This is a genomic window from Amazonocrinis nigriterrae CENA67, from assembly GCF_016056305.1.
Lineage (GTDB): Bacteria > Cyanobacteriota > Cyanobacteriia > Cyanobacteriales > Nostocaceae > Amazonocrinis > Amazonocrinis nigriterrae.
In genome coordinates this window covers 153,987-172,893 of the sequence record NZ_JAECZC010000108.1, presented here as the reverse complement: position 1 = coordinate 172,893, position 18,907 = coordinate 153,987, and the positions used below count along the sequence as shown (strand labels likewise).

At 42.6% G+C, this 18,907-nt stretch carries 14 protein-coding genes; 3 read left to right on the top strand and 11 right to left on the bottom strand.

All coding sequences use genetic code 11. From position 1 onward, the window contains the following. Positions 1-65: 65 nt before the first annotated feature. From I8748_RS33420 to tftA, 6 genes are all read right to left on the bottom strand, one after another. Positions 66-1,400 carry an LLM class flavin-dependent oxidoreductase gene (locus I8748_RS33420; RefSeq protein ID WP_198128764.1) on the bottom strand — a complete coding sequence of 445 codons (1,335 nt, stop codon included), beginning with the start codon at positions 1,398-1,400 and terminating at the stop codon, positions 66-68. Between the two features lie 359 nt (positions 1,401-1,759). After that, a complete protein-coding gene (locus I8748_RS33415) occupies positions 1,760-2,101 on the bottom strand; it encodes a 4Fe-4S dicluster domain-containing protein (RefSeq protein ID WP_198128763.1) in 342 nt (113 codons plus the stop codon). 13 nt (positions 2,102-2,114) lie between these two features. Continuing rightward, the gene (locus I8748_RS33410; protein WP_318781316.1) at positions 2,115-3,752 is read right to left on the bottom strand and encodes an FAD-binding protein; all 1,638 of its coding nucleotides are present in this window, start codon (positions 3,750-3,752) and stop codon (positions 2,115-2,117) included. Between the two features lie 744 nt (positions 3,753-4,496). After that, positions 4,497-5,333 (bottom strand): beta/alpha barrel domain-containing protein, encoded by an 837-nt coding sequence (locus I8748_RS33405; RefSeq protein WP_198128761.1) that lies wholly within the window; start codon positions 5,331-5,333, stop codon positions 4,497-4,499. A gap of 595 nt (positions 5,334-5,928) precedes the next feature. Then, positions 5,929-6,126 carry a hypothetical protein gene (locus I8748_RS33400; RefSeq protein WP_198128760.1) on the bottom strand — a complete coding sequence of 66 codons (198 nt, stop codon included), beginning with the start codon at positions 6,124-6,126 and terminating at the stop codon, positions 5,929-5,931. A gap of 997 nt (positions 6,127-7,123) precedes the next feature. Next, positions 7,124-8,476: a hormogonium tapered terminus morphoprotein TftA gene (tftA, locus tag I8748_RS33395; RefSeq protein WP_198128759.1), complete on the bottom strand. Its 1,353-nt coding sequence runs from the start codon at positions 8,474-8,476 to the stop codon at positions 7,124-7,126. Between the two features lie 246 nt (positions 8,477-8,722). Between tftA and dnaG the strand changes: the two genes are divergently transcribed. After that, positions 8,723-10,666, top strand: a complete 1,944-nt coding sequence (gene dnaG / locus I8748_RS33390; RefSeq protein WP_198128758.1) for a DNA primase — start codon at positions 8,723-8,725, stop codon at positions 10,664-10,666. A gap of 74 nt (positions 10,667-10,740) precedes the next feature. On the opposite strand, the gene I8748_RS33385 is transcribed toward dnaG, so the two are convergent. From I8748_RS33385 to I8748_RS33370, 4 genes are all read right to left on the bottom strand, one after another. Continuing rightward, positions 10,741-11,043, bottom strand: a complete 303-nt coding sequence (locus tag I8748_RS33385; RefSeq protein ID WP_318781315.1) for an RpnC/YadD family protein — start codon at positions 11,041-11,043, stop codon at positions 10,741-10,743. Between the two features lie 40 nt (positions 11,044-11,083). Continuing rightward, on the bottom strand, positions 11,084-11,953 hold the full coding sequence (locus I8748_RS33380) for an Rpn family recombination-promoting nuclease/putative transposase (protein ID WP_198128757.1): 870 nt from the start codon (positions 11,951-11,953) through the stop codon (positions 11,084-11,086). Positions 11,954-12,142: 189 nt separating this feature from the next. Continuing rightward, positions 12,143-12,568 carry a hypothetical protein gene (locus I8748_RS33375; protein ID WP_198128756.1) on the bottom strand — a complete coding sequence of 142 codons (426 nt, stop codon included), beginning with the start codon at positions 12,566-12,568 and terminating at the stop codon, positions 12,143-12,145. 1,266 nt (positions 12,569-13,834) lie between these two features. After that, positions 13,835-14,458: a class I SAM-dependent methyltransferase gene (locus I8748_RS33370; RefSeq protein ID WP_198128755.1), complete on the bottom strand. Its 624-nt coding sequence runs from the start codon at positions 14,456-14,458 to the stop codon at positions 13,835-13,837. Between the two features lie 96 nt (positions 14,459-14,554). Between I8748_RS33370 and hemH the strand changes: the two genes are divergently transcribed. Then, positions 14,555-15,721, top strand: a complete 1,167-nt coding sequence (gene hemH, locus I8748_RS33365; protein WP_198128754.1) for a ferrochelatase — start codon at positions 14,555-14,557, stop codon at positions 15,719-15,721. A 67-nt stretch (positions 15,722-15,788) separates the two neighbouring features. Here hemH and I8748_RS33360 read toward each other — a convergent pair whose 3' ends face one another. Beyond that, a complete protein-coding gene (locus tag I8748_RS33360; RefSeq protein WP_198128753.1) occupies positions 15,789-16,328 on the bottom strand; it encodes a DUF4126 domain-containing protein in 540 nt (179 codons plus the stop codon). 665 nt (positions 16,329-16,993) lie between these two features. On the opposite strand from I8748_RS33360, the gene I8748_RS33355 reads away from it, so the two are divergent. Continuing rightward, positions 16,994-18,856: an NAD(P)H-quinone oxidoreductase subunit F gene (locus I8748_RS33355; protein ID WP_198128752.1), complete on the top strand. Its 1,863-nt coding sequence runs from the start codon at positions 16,994-16,996 to the stop codon at positions 18,854-18,856. Positions 18,857-18,907: the final 51 nt, after the last annotated feature.

Here is an 18,907-nt window from a genome sequence, read left to right as displayed (position 1 = left end):
CGAAGCGGTGAGGGGGTCGCGTCTACGATAAATTAAGCCCAGGAGCAATTTTTGCGTAAGTCCTATCAGTGATCAGACTGGAAGAAGCGGTTAGCGGGGCGGGTGAGTCCCAGATTTTCGCGTAGGGTTTTGCCCTCATACTCTTTGCGGAAGATCCCACGCTGTTGGAGTTCTGGGATCACCTTGTCTACAAAATCGTTCAACCCTTCAGGCAGAAAAGGGAACATGATGTTGAAGCCGTCAGATCCTTCTGAGAGCAGCCATTGCTCCATCTCATCGGCGATGGTTTTGGGTGTACCGACAAAGGCTAGTCCGCCATAACTACCAACACGTTGAGCTAACTGGCGGATAGTCAATTTCTCGCGTTGCGCTAGGGCTACCACCCGCTCACGAGAGCTACGTCCGGTGTTAGTCTGGGGAATTTCTGGCAAGGAGTCATCCGGATTGAAGCCAGAAACATCATAGCCAAGAGCGCTATTGAGGCTGGCGATGCCACTGTCATAATGTACTAAGCTATCCAAATGTTCACGCTTGGCACGCGCCTGGACAACAGTTTCGCCCACAATCACCAAAGCTCCCGGAAGAATTTTGATGCTTTGTGGATCACGTCCGATCGCCTGCGCCCGTCCTTTAATGTCTGCAAATAAAGCCTTACCTGCCTCCAGATTTCCAGCCGGTGCAAACACAGCCTCGGCGGTTTCGGCGGCTAATTGTCGTCCAGCTTCGGAAGCACCCGCTTGAACGATAACTGGCCAACCCTGGACAGGTCTAGCAATGTTCAATGGCCCCCGCACGGAGAGATATTTCCCTTTATGATGCAGAACGTGAAGCTTTGCAGGGTCGAAATAAATCCCTGCTTCCACGTCACGAATAAACGCATCATCAGCAAAGGAATCCCAAAGACCCGTGACAACATCATAAAATTCTCTAGCCCGCCTGTAGCGTTCGTCATGCTCCATCTCTTCTTCTAAACCAAAGTTGAGTGCTGCGTCTGGATTAGCTGTGGTGACAATATTCCAGCCAGCACGACCGCCACTAATATGGTCGAGAGAGGCGAAGCGGCGAGCGATGTGGAAAGGTGCGTCATAGGTTGTGGAAGCCGTGGCCACCAGCCCAATGTGTTCGGTGACGCTGGCGAGGGCAGAAAGTAGGGTGAAAGGCTCAAAAGAGGTAACGGTGTGGCTGCGCTTGAGTGCGTTGATCGGCATATTCAGCACTGCTAAATGGTCGGCCATGAAGAATGCATCAAACTTGCCCTGCTCTAGTTTCTGGATGAATTGTTTCAGCGCTGGAAAGTTGAAATTAGCATCAGGCAAAGCTCCAGGATAGCGCCAAGCCCCAGTATGTATACTAACGGGGCGCATGAACGCACCTAGTTTCAATTGCTTCGAGCTACTCATGAAACCTCCGTATCATGATTCTAAATGTGCCGCTCTCCCGTGCAAACTCATGCGGGATGAGGTGAGTTAATGGATAAGCAATAGATATAGGACTTACGCGCATTGTCATATTTTTTTAGTCTGGGCAGTACTTGGTCAAAAGGAGCCAGTCGTGTGGGCGGGTTTCCCGACTTGAACGAACTGGCGTTCAATAGTCCAAAAAATTATGCATTTTGACTATTGACTCTGGACTATTGACTGCCATTGCAGAAAATCTTTGTGCCAGTTGCGTAAGTCCTAAGATATTAGAACATGGAGGCGATCGTCATGAAATTCTTTGATGTGTCGTTTGAGAATACGACCTCGATGCAACACCTCAATTAACTTTGATAAGGACGCGGCAGTTGGCGTAGTTTATGAGCAGTATCTAATTCACTATTGTTTTTTCTGCCATATCCCCAACCCAAGATGCGACGATATTCACCCATGATGCCACTAGCAATTAAATCTTCTTCATTGACTGCAACATTGGTATGAGATTCAGGTGCAACATAGAGTGCGTCCGCAGGGCAATATGCCTCACACATAAAACAAGTTTGACAATCTTCTTGTCGGGCAATCACGGGTGGTTGGTTGGGTACGGAGTCAAAAACATTGGTAGGACAAACTTGCACACAGACATTGCAATTAATACAGAGTTGATGGCTGACAAGCTCGATCATGATACTGCTCCTACTACAACTTTGATACAGAGGGTGTGGTTTGAGTAGTTATTACTGGTGCTTTCGCGATCGCATCTGTAATCCAATCACGCCTTACCCAAAGTCTATCTAAGCCGCCGGTGGCTTGATAATAAAGCTGATTGGGATCGGTTTGGGGATAGTCTATACGAATATGTTCACTACGAGTTTCAGTACGATGTAATGCGCTAAAATATGCCCATCGTGCTACAGCCACTAGAGCAGCGGCTCGACGAGAAAATTCTACATCGCGCACTGTATCTTGCTTCGGGGTTTTTTGTAGCTGCTGCCACAGTGTTTCTAATTTGGCTAGGGAATTCAAAAGCCTCTGCTCACAGCGCAAGTAATTCTTCTCTAACGGAAACATCTCAGCTTGGACACCACGCACAATTGCCTCACTATCGAATGTTTCGGAAGTGGGGGATTGCGATCGCAATCCCACGCTTCCGGCAGGACACACAATCCTTTCATGGGCATGAGAACCCAAACTCTTGGCAAAAGCTGCTGCTCCTTCCCCTGCCCATTGTCCTGTAGAGATTGCCCAGGCGGCATTGGGGCCGCCACCTCCAGAAGCTAAACCAGCTAAAAACTCCCGCGATGCTGCATCACCGGCGGCGTAGAGTCCAGGAACTTTTGTACCGCAATTATCATTTACAATCCTAATTCCACCTGTACCACGCACCGTACCTTCTAAAACTAGTGTTACGGGTACTCGTTCTGCATAGGGATCAATGCCAGCTTTTTTATAGGGTAGAAAAGCAATGAAATGAGACTTCTCAATCACTGCCTTGACTTCAGGAGTGGCTCGATCCAAACGAGCATAAACGGGGCCTTTCATCAGGGCATTGGGAAGGAATGATGGATCGCGACGACCGTTGATATAACCACCCAGATCATTACCTGCTTCATCGCTGTAACTAGCCCAGCCAAAGGGAACACCTCGTGTGACTGTGGCATTAAAAGCGGTGGAGATAGCGTAGTGATTTGAAGCTTCCATACTGGAGAGTTCACCGCCGGCTTCCACTGCCATCAATAGTCCATCACCTGTGTTGGTATTGCAACCTAATGCTTTACTCAAGAATGCACAACCACCATTGGCCAAGACTACTGCACTAGCACGAATAGTATAGGTACGATGATTTTGTCTCTGCACACCTCTTGCTCCTGCCACTGAGCCGTCATCAGCCAATAAAAGCTCTAGAGCAGGACTTTGGTCGAGAATCTGCACACCAACACGCAAGAGATTTTTGCGAAGTACCCGCATATATTCCGGGCCATAATAACTCTGGCGCACAGATTCCCCATTCTCCTTGGGGAAACGATAGCCCCAATTTTCCACTAAAGGCAAACTGAGCCAAGTTTTTTCGATTACACGCTCGATCCAACGTAAGTTAGCAAGGTTGTTTCCTAAGCGATAACGCTCTGATAAAACTTTGTCCCAATTCTCTGGAGAAGGAGCCATGATGCCGTTGCCACTAGCCGCAGCAGCACCACTCGTACCCAAAAAACCTTTATCAACAATAATTACCTTGACACCTTGAGATGCAGCTGTCCATGCAGCCCATGCAGCGGCAGGGCCACCACCAACTACCAGCACGTCAGCAGTTAACTGTAGTTCATCGTTGCTATACACTGTAAGCAATTTTTATTCCTCCTTTTTGGCTGTCAATTTCCATACTTTGCCTCTGTTACCTATGTTCAGCACCAGGTTTTGTCAGTAATTCTTTTTAGGTAGCATGTTTAAAATGCGACTTTATCCAAACACAAAAATATGCTCTGAGTGGGAGATATGAGACAACTGCTGAGCCACTACACTGGCGAAAACTGCGGGTGCGAGAGCCATATGGATTACAAGGCTGTGGTGAATATCTGTGAGAATTTTCTCAAGCTAGGGGTAGCAGTCAAATCTGCATATTGTGGTCTATCCATAAATAGAGGCTGGAAGCAAAAGCCCCATTGCTTTGTGGGTATTGTTGTTAACTTCCTATCAAACTTTCTTTTAAATACTTATGCCAAGCTTTTCAGGTTTTTTTGCAATTTTAAGTGGGTATGCAAAATTATTGATGTCATCGCATAGGTAAGGCCAGTAAGTTAGGACTCACGAAACGAAATATACCCTTTGCCCAAAGCATCCCCGCTTCCTCAACGAAGTTTACGACAGGGTAGGGTAGGAATCTTCACACCTATATATTCCGCTAAAGCCACCTTTGCCAAATGTATATTGAATCTTGTCTGACTACTTATGCAGTAGATAGAGTTTGCATAATACATACAAGGAATGTCTACGGCAATTTACAGTTATTATGATACCCTAATATTTAGTTTTTCAAACATTAAATCTAGCAAAATGATCTTTCATCGGATTGGAACTGGTAAGTTACGTTGAAACTGCTGTCAATTGACTCAGTGTCTCTGATGCTTGATGCAGCCATGATTGATCAATAGCAGTGTGGTAGGTAGGATGATTAGCGATCGCCTCCACAACCTTTCCCAAGTCAGCGTTACCAGCACGCGCCCCTAATCCATTAATAGAGCATTCAATTTGTCTTGCTCCTAGTTCCAATGCAACCAGTGAATTCTCAACCGCGAACCCCAAGTCATCGTGACAGTGGACTGCAAGGGTGGACTGCTCAATATTAGGAACTCGGTGCATAAGCATATTAATTAGATCAGAAAACTCACTTGGCTGTGCAACCCCTAGACTGTCGGGAATACTGATTGTTGTTGCACCACTTTTAATAGCTGTTTCCACCGCTTTGCATAAAAAATCAGGATGGCTACGTGTGGCATCAAAGGCTGACCATTCCACGTCTGGGCAGTGGTCTCTTGCCAACGATACACTACTGCTGATGATTTGTAGTACCTCTGATGCTTCCGTATTTGCCTTCAGGCGAACTGGGGTAAACAAATTGATGCGTCCTTTGACTGCTTTTTTGATCGCCGCCGCCACCGCAGTAATTTCTTCTGGGTTACTACTGGCCAAACCGCAGATTGTAGAATGTTTTACCTGCTTAGACACCATGAAAATTTCATCAGCGTCTTTAGAAAATGCCCCTGGATAACCAACCTCAATGACATCCACTCCCATTTTGTCAAGAATTTTTGCCAAGCGAATCTTTTGATCAACTGTTAACTTGCGTTCTAGGGCTAGTTCTCCATCTCGTAAAGTTGTATCAAAAATTGTAATTTTAACGGTTTGGCTGAGGTCATACATAATAGGTTGGATACTTTTACGATAAAAGTATTTACGAGTTTAAGCTTTTTTAAGCGTCAGACTGACGCGATCGCTCATGGGCAGAATTTATGTATCGATTTGTTGTCAAATTGTAGTGCTAGTACAACCGCTTTCCTTTGTCCTTCTGGCTGGGGTGTGATTTGAGCCAAAAGCTTGGCTGCGATCGCACTAGCACCAGTGCAACTATAGCGTTTCTCGGTAAGCGTGAAGTACAGTTTTGACCTCTCTCCAAACCTCTCTCCTTTTAGGAGAGAGGCTTTGAATTGTTCCCCCTTCCCGCTTCGGGAAGGGGGTTAGGGGGTTAGGTCTATTTGCATACCTGTACCTCACTAGATTGAAAATGGCTATAAATCGCCTTTCCTTTCAGAATCAGTCTTCGTTCATGCTTTGAAAGCACATCAGTTTTACTCTTAATATTTTTATAAAAATATTAAGAGCAAAACTAGTAGTCTGCCAACCCAAAAATGTTAGGTGGAGGTTGGGTAAAGGTCAAAGGGAAAAGGGTAAGAGACAAAAACCTTTCCCCTTTCCCCTTTCCCCTTTACCCCGCCAAGTTTTGGCGTACTACTAGGTACTATTTAATTCCTGAGATATCAGGCAATTCACAAATATGGGAGTGATTAATTTCCACTCTCAAATCTCCATATTTTAGTGTAATTTCCTTACCCATCAATACCGTGACAATCAGTACTGTAGATAAAACAACACTGACAAACACAGTATAAACTAGACGATTATCTTTTCTAGAAGAAATCACCTTTCGTGGAAACATTCTTGTGTCTTCCTTTTTTTCAGCAGTGAAGGATATCAGCAAGAGAACTTGAAAAAGGAAGACAATTAAGGCGCGACCACTTAAGAATCTGTCTTTCTCAAAATTCTCAATGCTGACTCCGGCGTTGCTTTTGAAGCAACGTTGAATACATTATAAGCTAACGCTTAAGCTCAGTGCAGCAAATATGATGTAATTCTGAATTTAGGCGTAATTTAGGAGTTATTGCAGTTTCGATTTCAGAAATAACTAGCTACTACAGCAATTAATCTAGTATTTTTAATGAGTAATTTTTATTACTAAAGTTTTCATTTTTTGTGAGGTTTTTAACTTCTTAGAAGAACTAACGCGCTTTAACTGTAGCCATTCCTAAAAAATATAATTTAAGCTTATATGCTGTTTTTTATCAGCAATAAATAGTGTTTCTTGCTGTACGTATTATATTAAAATAATAATAAAAATTATACATTAATACGACTTAGCAGTTGAATTTACTGATTCAACTGCTAAGCTGTTTTTTTCCAATAAGATGGCTGCCAGAAGACAGACTCTTAAGTGGTCGCTTCTTAATCTTAAACAAGTTTCTGAAAAATGTCAATAAATAAAACTTTTTACTATAACTGTTTTGAATAGTAAACGTCAACCGTAAATACACACAAAAACAGCGTTGTCATATTTTACTATATATATTTATTTAAGGCTTGCCAATTTGACAACTTCATGCATTCTTTAATAAAGATTCACTAAAATTAAATATTAATAATGGACTACTCCTTGCACGCAAAAAGATTACCGTTTAGGCATCTCTTGACCACAGGAGCAGAGGAAAAGAAGTTGCATCGGTGCGCTGACACCAAAAAGGGAGTAATTAAGCGCTTGTGAAACAACGAAGTAAAGCAATCACAAAGATTGGAGCGATCGCTACCCTTTGGCAAAGTTGAACAGCGAACACTTCACTTGTTTGCGATCGCTGCGGACTTTTTATCACTCTCCTAGAATTTTAAAGCAGTCCTGCTGATTTATACAGTCGTTTAACCATCGCTGTAATTTTTGTACCATAATCTAAATCTGCTGACCAGCGCCCTGAGAGCTGATAGACTGATGGTGCAATGCCACGAGTCACAAAACGAAACCGTGGATCTACAACTTCGCTCACTAAAGGTTCTAAACTAGCGTAAGCTTTGAGATGTTGGATATGTGCCCTCACCCCAATTCTAGCACTTTCAAAAGTTGCTACTTCTGAACCACCACCAATTGCACCTAAGCCTGCAAAGTTATTTTGCTCAGGTCTAATATCACCACCAAAAAGTAAAAATCCAGTTTCTACACACATTTGGCAGAAGGCAATATCATAGTTTACCCCCTCTATATTGGCTTCTTCTCGATAGAGTTTTGGGAGATCAGGAAATTTTACTAAGGCATTTTCATTGTTATTTCTGAGGAATAATTGCAACTGCACTTCCGAGGTATTACCATTTGACATCACCTGATCTATTTGAGCAGGACAAACTGCTAAATTGGATCGTAAGGTGACAGTGCGAGTGCCAGCATCCCAGGAAATAGCAACATTAAAATCCCCCAATTCAACAGCTTTTACATAGACTATTTTACGATAGGTAATACGGCGGACATTGGGTGCTGTTGACAGGTCAATTCGCAAGCGATCAACTAAATCAATGGGGATATAAGCATTACCATTAATTAGTACTCCTTGTTCTTGATAATTTTGCCCATTAATATTAATATTAATTGGCGGATAATTTGGTTCTTGGGGGGTTTGGGGATTTGGATCAATTACACGGCTCCAAGATGCCAAACCATCAGCAACTCCTAGAGCAAAATCCCGGCGGCGAGTTTGTAGCAAAGCACGATCCTCTGGACTGCTGAGAAATGCGACTTGCATCACCAAGGCAGGTAATATTGTTTGACGACAGAATGCTAAACGACCCAATCCACTATCTGTATCTGGCTTAACTCCGCGATTTGGCAATTGGGGTACGCGGCGTAGTAACCCTACTAATAGCAATTCAGCATTACTTTTGCGATCGCTGTTGCTAGCAATGTAGAAAACGCTAGCCCCCCGCACAGAAGGACTACTAGCCGCATCAGCTTGAATTTCCAGGGCGACATCACCGCTACGGCCACGAGAATTAATCCAAGCGATGGTGTCTGCCGCACTCAAATCATCGGGAACTGCTAAAATTTCAAAACTCCGCGCCCTTAGTTCCGTTACAATTAAATCCCGTAGCAGAATCATCTCCCTGGCTTCGGTTGTACCACCTGCGATCGCACCTGGGTCAATTCTTCCTGCTTCTTTGCCTCCGTGAGCCGCTGAAATAAATATACGCCCCATCTACAGTATTTCCTCTTATAAAATTAAGCGTCAGCAATTCTATACATAGATTTGTGGCTTGGCAACAACAATATAATAACTATCAGAAGTATTTTGTCATTTGTCCTTTGTTATTTCTCTAAAGTTCATAACTGATGACTGATGACTGATGACTGATGACTGATGAGTGGGGATGAGGAAAATAACAACTGACCACTGACCACTGACAACTGACCACTGACCACTGACCACTGACAACTGACCAATATGCAAATTCCCCGCTTGCACCCAGATACAATTGAGGAAGTTAAACAACGCGCTGATATTGTAGATGTCGTATCAGAACATGTACTTTTACGCAAGCGTGGAAAAGATTTTGTGGGGTTGTGTCCCTTTCATGATGAGAAAAGCCCTAGTTTTACAGTCAGCCAGACAAAGCAAATGTACTATTGCTTCGGCTGTCAAGCTGGGGGAAATGCTATCAAGTTCCTCATGGACTTGGAAAAGCGCTCTTTTACTGAGGTGGTGTTGGATTTAGCGCGGCGTGCAGGCGTGCGTGTGCAAACTCTTGAACCCGAACAACGCCAAGAATTACAGCGTCAGCTGTCTTTGCGGGAACAATTATATGAAGTTCTCGCATCCGCAGCACAGTTTTATCAACATACCCTCAGACAATCCCAAGGACAAAGAGCAATTGAGTATTTGCGATCTAACCGCCGACTTGGGGAAGAAACAATTCAGCAGTTTGGTTTAGGTTATGCACCCGCAGGTTGGGAAACCCTTTATCGCTATCTAGTAGAAGATAAACACTATCCAGTACAACTAGTAGAAAAAGCAGGATTGATTAAACCGCGCAAGGAAGGGAACAGTTATTACGATGTGTTTCGCGATCGCTTGATGATTCCCATTCGTGATGTCCAAGGACGCGTCATCGGCTTTGGAGGTAGAACTCTCACAGATGAGCAACCTAAATATTTAAATTCACCAGAAACCGAACTTTTTAGCAAAGGTAAAACCCTATTTGCTCTCGATCAAGCCAAAGGAGGAATTTCTCAGCAGGATCAAGCGGTAGTGGTAGAAGGATATTTTGATGCGATCGCTCTCCACGCTGCTGGTATTAATAATGCTGTCGCCTCCCTCGGTACTGCCCTCAGCTTAGATCAAGTCAAACTGGTATTACGTTATACTGAATCAAAACAGTTGGTACTCAATTTTGATGCTGATAAAGCAGGGACAAATGCTGCTGAACGAGCAATTGGGGAAATTGCCGATTTAGCATATAAAGGTGAAGTTCAACTCAAAATTCTCAACCTCCCCGATGGCAAAGATGCAGATGAATACTTGCATACTCATACGCCAGAAGACTATCAACAACTATTGGCAAATGCTCCACTTTGGCTAGACTGGCAGATTCAAAAAATTACCAAAGACCGCGACTTAAAGCAAGCAACTGATTTTCAACAGGTAACTCAGCAGATAGTTAAATTACTGAAAAATATAGCTAATAGTGATACCCGTAACTATTACGTTTCTTATTGTGCAGAAATACTCAGCTTAGGGGATACCAGACTTATACCTCTACGAGTAGAAAATTTACTGACTCAGATTGCTCCCGCTGCGGCTACATACTCTAAGCCTTTACCAACTAAAAGAGAGTGGAGTAGTAGAAGCTATTCCCAGTCCCCAGTCCCCACTGGCGAGGGCTTTGCCAACGCCAAAGGCGATCGCAGTCTTTTAGAACTAGCAGAGGCTTTATTGTTACGAATTTACTTGCATTGTCCAGAACAGCGTCAAGCTATTATGGTAGCCCTAGATGAACGGGATTTAGAATTTAGCCTTTCTCACCATCGATTTTTGTGGCGGCAGATTTTAGAGTCAACAGATGAGCAAGTTGATTTAATTTCAAGTCTGCAAGACAGATATTTGGAATTGTCTGAGGATATAGGATTAGTTTCCCATCTGTTTCATCTCAATGAGAAAAGTAAGAAAGAAATACTTCGCACTCCGCAAGTGATTCAAGCTGCGATCGCTTGTATGGAACGCGTATTCCGTGAAAAGCGCTATCGCCACTTTTTGGAATTATGGCAGGAAACAGATCCAGATGTAGCACCAGAAAGATGGCAATCATACTATCAAGCATTCTATGCTGAAAAACTGCGGCTTCAAGAACTAGACCGTCAACGGCAATTTTCGCTTACTGACTTACTGTGATTCATTATTAACGTTTTAAGCGTCTGATAATCCTAGTCAATTCAGCCGATAGCCTCGGAATCACAACCTTTTGCCTAATTTGGCTGAGTGCTTTGGGCTACAAGTCTTACTTGCTCTATATCTAAACCTAATGCTTGTGCTATCTGTTCCACAGTTGCACCCAAGCTCATTATAAAAGGTACTGCCTCTAATTTGCCCTCAATCTTGCCCTCAATCTTGCCTTCAATCTTGCCCTCAATCTTGCCTTCTAACTTAGCTTCTTGATAAACTCTAGTTTGTTTTAACTCACTTAAGCCCAACATTTGCTCAATCTCCTCTTGTTTTTCTCCCAGCAATTTTTCCAAAACAGCAAGCCGCTTGTTTTGGGAAAATAACACAATCTTGACGCTCAATCTCTAAGAGGTTGTGTGCAAAGTATCAATCTTGATCTTGTTCCTGATTTGACTGAGTGCTTTGGGCTACAAGTCTGACTTGTTCTATATCTAAACCTAATGCTTCTGCTATCTCTTCCACAGTTGCACCTAAGCTCAGCATAAAAGGTACTGCCTCTAATTTGCCTTCAATCTTGCCCTCAATCTTGCCCTCAATCTTGCCTTCAATCTTGCCTTCAATCTTGCCTTCAATCTTGCCTTCTAACTTAGCTTCTTGATAAACTCTAGTTTGTTTTAACTCACTTAAGCCCAACATTTGCTCAATCTCCTCCCGGCTTGCTTTAGGAAATTTATAAATAATTATCGTCTCTATTAATTGTAAAAGTTCCCGCTGGGTAACTTCATCAGTTATTTGTTGCCTAGTGGCTTTGATCAATTCCTTGGCTTTTGTACCAACAGTTGATTCTGGTTCAATTACTAACTTGACTGTCTCAATGCCAATAGACTGTTCTCCCTCTGAGTCTAGTTCATCGAGATAAATACGGCTTACCCGCTGACTTGTCAGCAATTCAATATATCTTTCTGTATCTGCTGTATCGATACTCCTGCTGGGATAAACGACAACTCCCTGCCAATTATTAGCCAATTCGGTTTTATCCAAATAAAGGAAGATTTCTGTAAAAAAGCGTGAATAGAACTTTTTGTCAACTTGGAATTGGACTTCAACAAAATAAATGGGTGGTGATGGTGCATTGTTCCTAGGGAGAAACACACCATCAATTCGGAAGGCGAGTTGTTTAACTTCAACTGATGAAAATTGATAGGTATTTGCTGTTTCTGGTGGTTGATGTATCAGTTCAAAGAAGATGCTGGGGAAGCTTTGGAACAAGCGGTAAAAAATTGTGTCTGTTTTCACACATTTTGAAAAATATGGGTTAATTGCACAACTTTATATTTTGTGCATCTAAATTGCATATTTTCAGTTTTGTGCCCAAACTGTCAATACCCATCTCCATCTGCGAAAATAGTCAAATTCAATACCTCAAACTTCCTTTTGTTTGCATCTTCACTCCAACTGTTGTACAAATTGAGTATTGAGATAGAATTAAGCTGACTTGGACTGTCTTTGAGAATAAAGATTATCGCAATATAGCCCCCAAGCAAGTCCAAATAAACCACTTAGCGAACCTGCGATCGCAGCTGTTACACCCCATCCCAATGGCCCAGTCCAGTTAGTAATTTCCTTCAAGATTGCTGTACTTGCTTTGGTAACTACATAAGCTGTTCCTGTTGCACCAATTGTTACTAAACCTAATTGTGCCAGTATTTCTAATAATTCCTTCTTGGATAAATCCTCCTCAAAATAGATTTTCCAAATATTGGTATACATTAAAATATCAGAAGCTGTGACTAGTAATTGTTTAGGAATTTCTACACCTGGGGTTGGAACGGCTGAGGCAGTACCGCTACCAATGGCATATGTTGCGATCGCTACGGCTGTGTCCAATCTTTTCTTGCCTAGATTACTCATAGTCTCATCTCCTGTAAATCTTGCAGATATGGTATTCACTAGTGAGGGTGTCCTCCATGTTATCAACCCTACACTGTTACCTACCCTAACTAGGATAAATCATCTGTTCATCCAAAAATCTGCAAAATCTTCTCTGCTTTACAGAAGAAAAGTTTCGCCCTATGCTTTGTAATGTGATTAATAAAGTCCGCTAAAGCGGACATACTATAAGGGCTTATTGCTACCTGATTGGGCAATAATCAGGTAGTATTTTTATTTTCTCTATTTATAGAAAAAGTTCAAGCCTTTTCAAGAAAAAATTAGACATAATTCCTGATAAAACCATAAATAAAAGTCCGCTGGCGCGGACTACAGACATTGGATAAGGTTAGGTTATTACAAAGAACCCCTACTATTTGTTAGAGGCTATCTTTATTTTTAGTCATAAAATTTTCAAATTCAATATCTTGAAAGTAAATTGTTAGACTTAAATAAAGGAGTTATGTCTAGTTATAAATCTACTAAAATTACCTTCAAAATAGTAGATTTTTATAGACTTCAAACTTTTTACATAGCAATGATAAAAATCAAAGCGTTTAAATTTGTTTCAACCAATCATATCAAGTAATTTATATAACCAAAATAATAGACAAAATTAAGAAAATTATGTCTATTCTCTTGATGTTGCATCAATTATTTTTAAGTTACAAATAAAAAGGTGGTTCAAGAGGAAAATCCCCAGATTTTATTAAGTCTGGGGTTTTATTTTATTGGAAATGATGATGCCCAGGTTGCCTGTCTTGAAAATACTTTGTACGGGCAGTTTGCTCAAGTCGGCAAAGCCTTTCGGCAGTCACTCATGGGGGAGACCCCCTTTGTGCGCGCTGCCTCACCACGCAACTGCCCTCGTCTTAGTGCCTTAGTGGTAAAAAGTTCAATCACCCTTCGGGTGACGCTCGCAAGCTCGCTACCGCTCTTGAGATCGGCAGTCCCCCAGACGCTCGGAAAGCGTAGCGTCTCCCCTTGGGAGAAGACTCGCGCAACGCTTGCGCTAACGACGCTGCGGCGCCAAGACGGCAACTCCCTCACCAAGTGGAGGATGTGGCGCCCAAGACGGGGGCTGCCTCACAAAAGACACAAAGACACAGAGAGTTTTCATCCGTTCTGTTGTAGGCAGTTGATGACAACTACTGAGGCTAATGTAACAAGAAGTATTCAATGGCAACTTAATTTTCTACAAAAGCTTCAAACCTCTTCCCTACACCCCTACTCAAGATGCCTCGCAGTTTATTTTATCGCCTGTATTACTTGCAAACTACCACCTGCATACAAACTGGGCTTACCTACATCAAACCCAGCTGTAGTTAACAACCCAGCCAAATCAGTTTTCAGCAACTGCCAAGCCGTTTCCGTCTCAAACAACAATAAAAACAGTGACACCCCAGGCCAAAATATCGCATTAGTAGGTGCGTGAAAATCCACCAGTGTAAACACTCCTCCTGGTTTCAGCACCCGATAAACCTCACTAATAATTTTTCGTAATTGCTCAGGCTGCATTTCATGCAGTGCGGCGCTGGTATGCACTACATCAAACAAATTATCTGCAAAGGGCATATTTTCAGCAAAAGCTTCCACATAATTAGCTTCAGGGACATTCTGCTGTGCGCGTCGCAAAGATAATGGGGAAGCATCCAATCCTGTTACATTTTGTGAATATTTCACTAAAAATTGCGTTGATTGACCACTGCCGCAACATAAATCTAATACCTGATTATCTGAGTAAATTGTTAAGCCTTGCAAAGCAAGTTGCCGAAAACGGGCTTCACCGCCTACACTAACAGCCGCCAAACGTGATATGCCATCATATAGCCATTGATAGCGGTAACTCCAATCGCGTAAAATTGTTGCCATTACATCTTTCCTGACTATTAACCTTTATATTTAATTAAAGATATATTGTTAACATTAGTAAAAAAATTCTGAAAAGATTGGGGGAAAGTAACTGCTATGGGTCGTGTAGGCGTCTTATTACTCAATCTGGGGGGACCTGACAAGTTAGATGATGTTGGGCCGTTTTTGTATAACCTATTTTCTGATCCGGAAATTATTCGCCTACCATTTCGCTGGTTGCAAAAACCCCTAGCTTGGTTCATTGCCTCACGGCGAACCAAAACATCTCAAGAAAACTACAAGCAAATCGGCGGCGGTTCGCCACTACGGCGAATTACTGAGGCTCAAGGCGAAGCCTTGAAGGAACAGTTGGATTATTTGGGGCAGGAGGCTAATATTTACCTGGGAATGCGTTATTGGCATCCCTACACAGAAGAAGCGATCGCTCAACTTACCCAAGATAACATCGAGCGCTTGGTGATACTACCACTGTATCCTCAATTTTCCATTAGTACTAGTGGTTCTAGTTTCCGGCTTTTAGAAAGACTTTGGCAAGAAGACCCAAAACTTCAACGCATTGAATACACTGTCATTCCCTCGTGGTACAAACAACCAAGCTACCTTCAGTCAATGGCAGAACTCATCGCCCAGGAACTCGACCAATTTTCTAATCCTAATGAAGTTCATGTCTTCTTCAGCGCTCACGGTGTTCCCAAAAGCTATGTTGAAGAAGCTGGCGACCCCTACCAGCAAGAAATTGAGGATTGTACTGCTTTGATTATGCAAACCCTCAATCGCCCAAATTCCTATACCTTAGCTTACCAAAGTCGCGTCGGCCCAGTAGAATGGCTTCAACCTTATACTGAAGATGCGCTCAAACAACTAGGGGCACAAGGCGTTAAAGATTTAGTCGTCGTACCTATCAGTTTTGTCTCAGAACATATAGAGACATTACAAGAAATTGATATTGAGTATCGAGAAATAGCTGAAGAATCAGGAATTGAAAACTTTCGTCGCGTACCTGCTCCCAACACCCATCCGGTGTTTATTAAAGCACTGGCAGACCTAGTGATTGATGCGCTCAAAAAGCCCAGTCTCAAACTTTCCCAAGTTACCCAGATGAAGAAAAAAGTCAAAATGTACCCCCAAGAAAATTGGGAGTGGGGGATGACTACTAGCGCTGAAGTCTGGAATGGTCGTATTGCCATGCTGGGCTTTATTGCCCTCATCATCGAGCTAATTACCGGCCGCGGTCTGTTGCACATGATAGGTCTTTTGCAATAAATCAAAGGAGTTAGGAGTTAGGAGTTAGGAGTTAGGAGTTTTATTTCTAACTGTTCACTCTTAACTCCTAACTTTTCTTCCAATACCAGTCATACCATTGCTTAGCGCTACGCACTGCAAACCAGAGCAAGATTAAAGCAATTAATCCTCCTTGTCTGGGGGCACCAAAGGCGAAAAGCACCAGAGCAATGCACAAAGTGTCTTGAAGAAAAACTGCCCACAATGGCAAGCCACGCAAGCGATAGAACCAACCAATTTGCACTAGCTGAAGTACTAAAGCTAACAAACCCCCAATTAGAGCAATTAGCCAGTCCGGTGCTGCTGTAGCTTCAGCGACTGCTAACCCCATAATTGCTCCTACGAGCGGAGACAATAATAACTGAACTAGTTGCACCAGTCTTTGTCCCCATAGCTTTTTTGAGGCAAGCAATTCAACTAATGACCAACTAGTGAGGCAGCCTAACAAGACTGGCGAAGAAATGTGAGATAAAATTGGAACTTCCGACCACAAGTTACTGCCATGCAACAGTCCAATGATCAATAGTGGTATGCCTATTCTCATTCCTGCTGCCGCAGAAGCAGAGAGTGTAGCTAGGATTTCAATCATCAGCAGACTCTAAGCGCTACTAAATAAGCAGATAGTTATTATTTATACTACCCATTGGTGGTGAAAATGGTAGCATCAAACTGAAATTTTTCAGCAATTTAGCCCATCTTGAATCCAATACGGTTCGGTTAAAGGGGAAAGGGGAAAGGGAAAAGGGGAAGAAAAATTTTTAACCCAAGCCCAGTAACCTTTTCCCCAAACCCTATTGTGAGTTTAAAATGCTTATCCGAACCGTATTGATCTTGAATCTAGTGCTGTGTTGACAAAAGTACAAATAGATCTACTATTGACAAGTAGCCTGTTATCATGCTGCTGTGGGGGGGGGGTAGCTCCATCTTGGTTATCCGTTAGTGCTTTCTAGGCGCGATCGCTCCAATAATCCATATATTTAAATCAATAGATACTATTGCTTGAGCTAAATAATAATCATAGACTGCAACTAATATTTACCATTGAATAATAATACATAAGAATTTATTAGAGTTAATATCGCTTAATTATCTAATAAGCTTATTTCCTTTTGACACATATAAAGCTAATCTATTTCTAACAAGATTAAGCAAAAATTAATTTGTCTTAGTTTCCATACTGAGATTACCTAAAAGGAACGCTTGTATTTTTACAACTGCGCTTTGTTTTGCTGCAAATTTTTTTGAGGTAAGTTCATGGCTCAATTTTTGCTTGAAACGGTTTGGCTAGTGCCTTTATACGCTTTGATTGGTGGGCTTTTAGCCTTACCTTGGTCGCCGGGAATTATTCGACGCACGGGGCCAAGACCTGCGGGTTATGTCAATTTAATCATGACATTTTTAGCATTTGTCCATGCGACTTTGGCATTTTTGGTAAGTTGGAATCAACCACCCCATGATGTATCTATACCTTGGTTGAGTACTGCTGGTTTAAACCTCTCCATTGATTTAGAAATTTCTTCAGTGAGTGTAGGTGCAATGGTAGTGATTGCTGGCTTAAATTTGCTAGCACAGATTTACGCCATTGGCTACATGGAGATGGATTGGGGTTGGGGACGCTTCTATTCTCTATTAGGCTTATTTGAAGCGGGACTTTGTGCCCTAGCCCTTTGTAATAATCTATTCTTCAGCTATGTGATTCTGGAAATGCTGACTTTGGGAACCTACCTATTAGTTGGGTTGTGGTTCAGTCAGCCGATGGTTGTCACCGGTGCTAGAGATGCTTTCTTAACTAAGCGGGTGGGAGATTTATTCCTGCTGATGGGAGTGCTGGCAATTTGGCCCTTAGCTGGAACCTGGAATTACACAGAATTAGGTAATTGGGCAGTTACTGCCGATGTCAACCAGACACTTTTGGCACTTGTTGGTTTGGCACTGGTGGCGGGGCCAATGGGTAAATGCGCTCAATTTCCTTTGCATCTGTGGTTAGATGAAGCGATGGAAGGGCCTGTTCCCAGTACCATTTTACGGAACTCAGTAGTAGTTGCCAGTGGTGCTTGGGTATTAATTAAATTACAACCTGTTTTGAGTCTGTCGCCCATAGTGACATCCGCAATGGTAGCTATTGGTACAGTAACGGCAGTGGGTGCTTCCATAATTGCGATCGCTCAAATTGACATCAAACGCTGCCTATCCTATTCTGTTAGTGCCTACATGGGTTTGGTGTTCATTGCCGTAGGTACACAGCAAGATGAAGCCGCACTGTTGTTGGTACTTACCCACGCCCTCGCCTCAGCCTTGTTGGTAATGAGTACTGGCGGAATCATCTGGAACAGCATCACCCAAAACGTCAGCCAGTTAGGTGGACTGTGGTCACGCCGTCCGATGTCGGGACTAGCTTATATTGTCGGGACTTTGGGATTAATTGGTTTTCCTCCCTTGGGAAGCTTTTGGGCATTGTTGAAATTAGCTTCCGGGCTGTGGGAAATTAAACCTTGGCTGGTAGGAGTAGTAATAGCGGTCAATGCTTTAACAGCCTTCAGTTTAACAAGAGAATTCTGTCTGATTTTTGGTGGTAAACCCAAGCAAATGAGCGAGCGATCGCCAGAAGTTCACGCTCCTATGGCTCTACCAATGATTATTTTGCTGGGTTTTGTTCTACATCTGCCTTTAGTGTTACAAAGCTTATCACTTCTACCGAGTTGGGCAGATCTCAATAAAGATGTTGCCTTATTACTAGTTTGGTCAACTATTTTTGGTTGCAGCATTAGCAGCATCATTTATCTGAGTAATATCGTTCCTAAACCGATTCGCCTGCCTTGGCAACCTCTGCAAGACTTAATTGCCTACGATTTTTACACCCCAAAACTTTATCGGATGAGCATAGTTTTGAGTGTTGACCTGCTTTCTAAATTGGTCGATCTTATTGACCGCTTTGTAGTCGATGGCATTGTGAATATGGTTGGTTTGGCTTCCATTGGTAGCGGTGAAAGTCTCAAATATAGTACCTCTGGACAAACTCAGTTTTATGCTTTCACTGTTCTACTAGGAGTTAGCGTTCTGGGAATATTTGTTACTTGGCCATACTGGGGAAATCAATTCTTAGACTTGATATTTTAGTTTGGCTCATAGCTCATTGTTAATAGTTCAACAATTAACAATGTGTCTGCC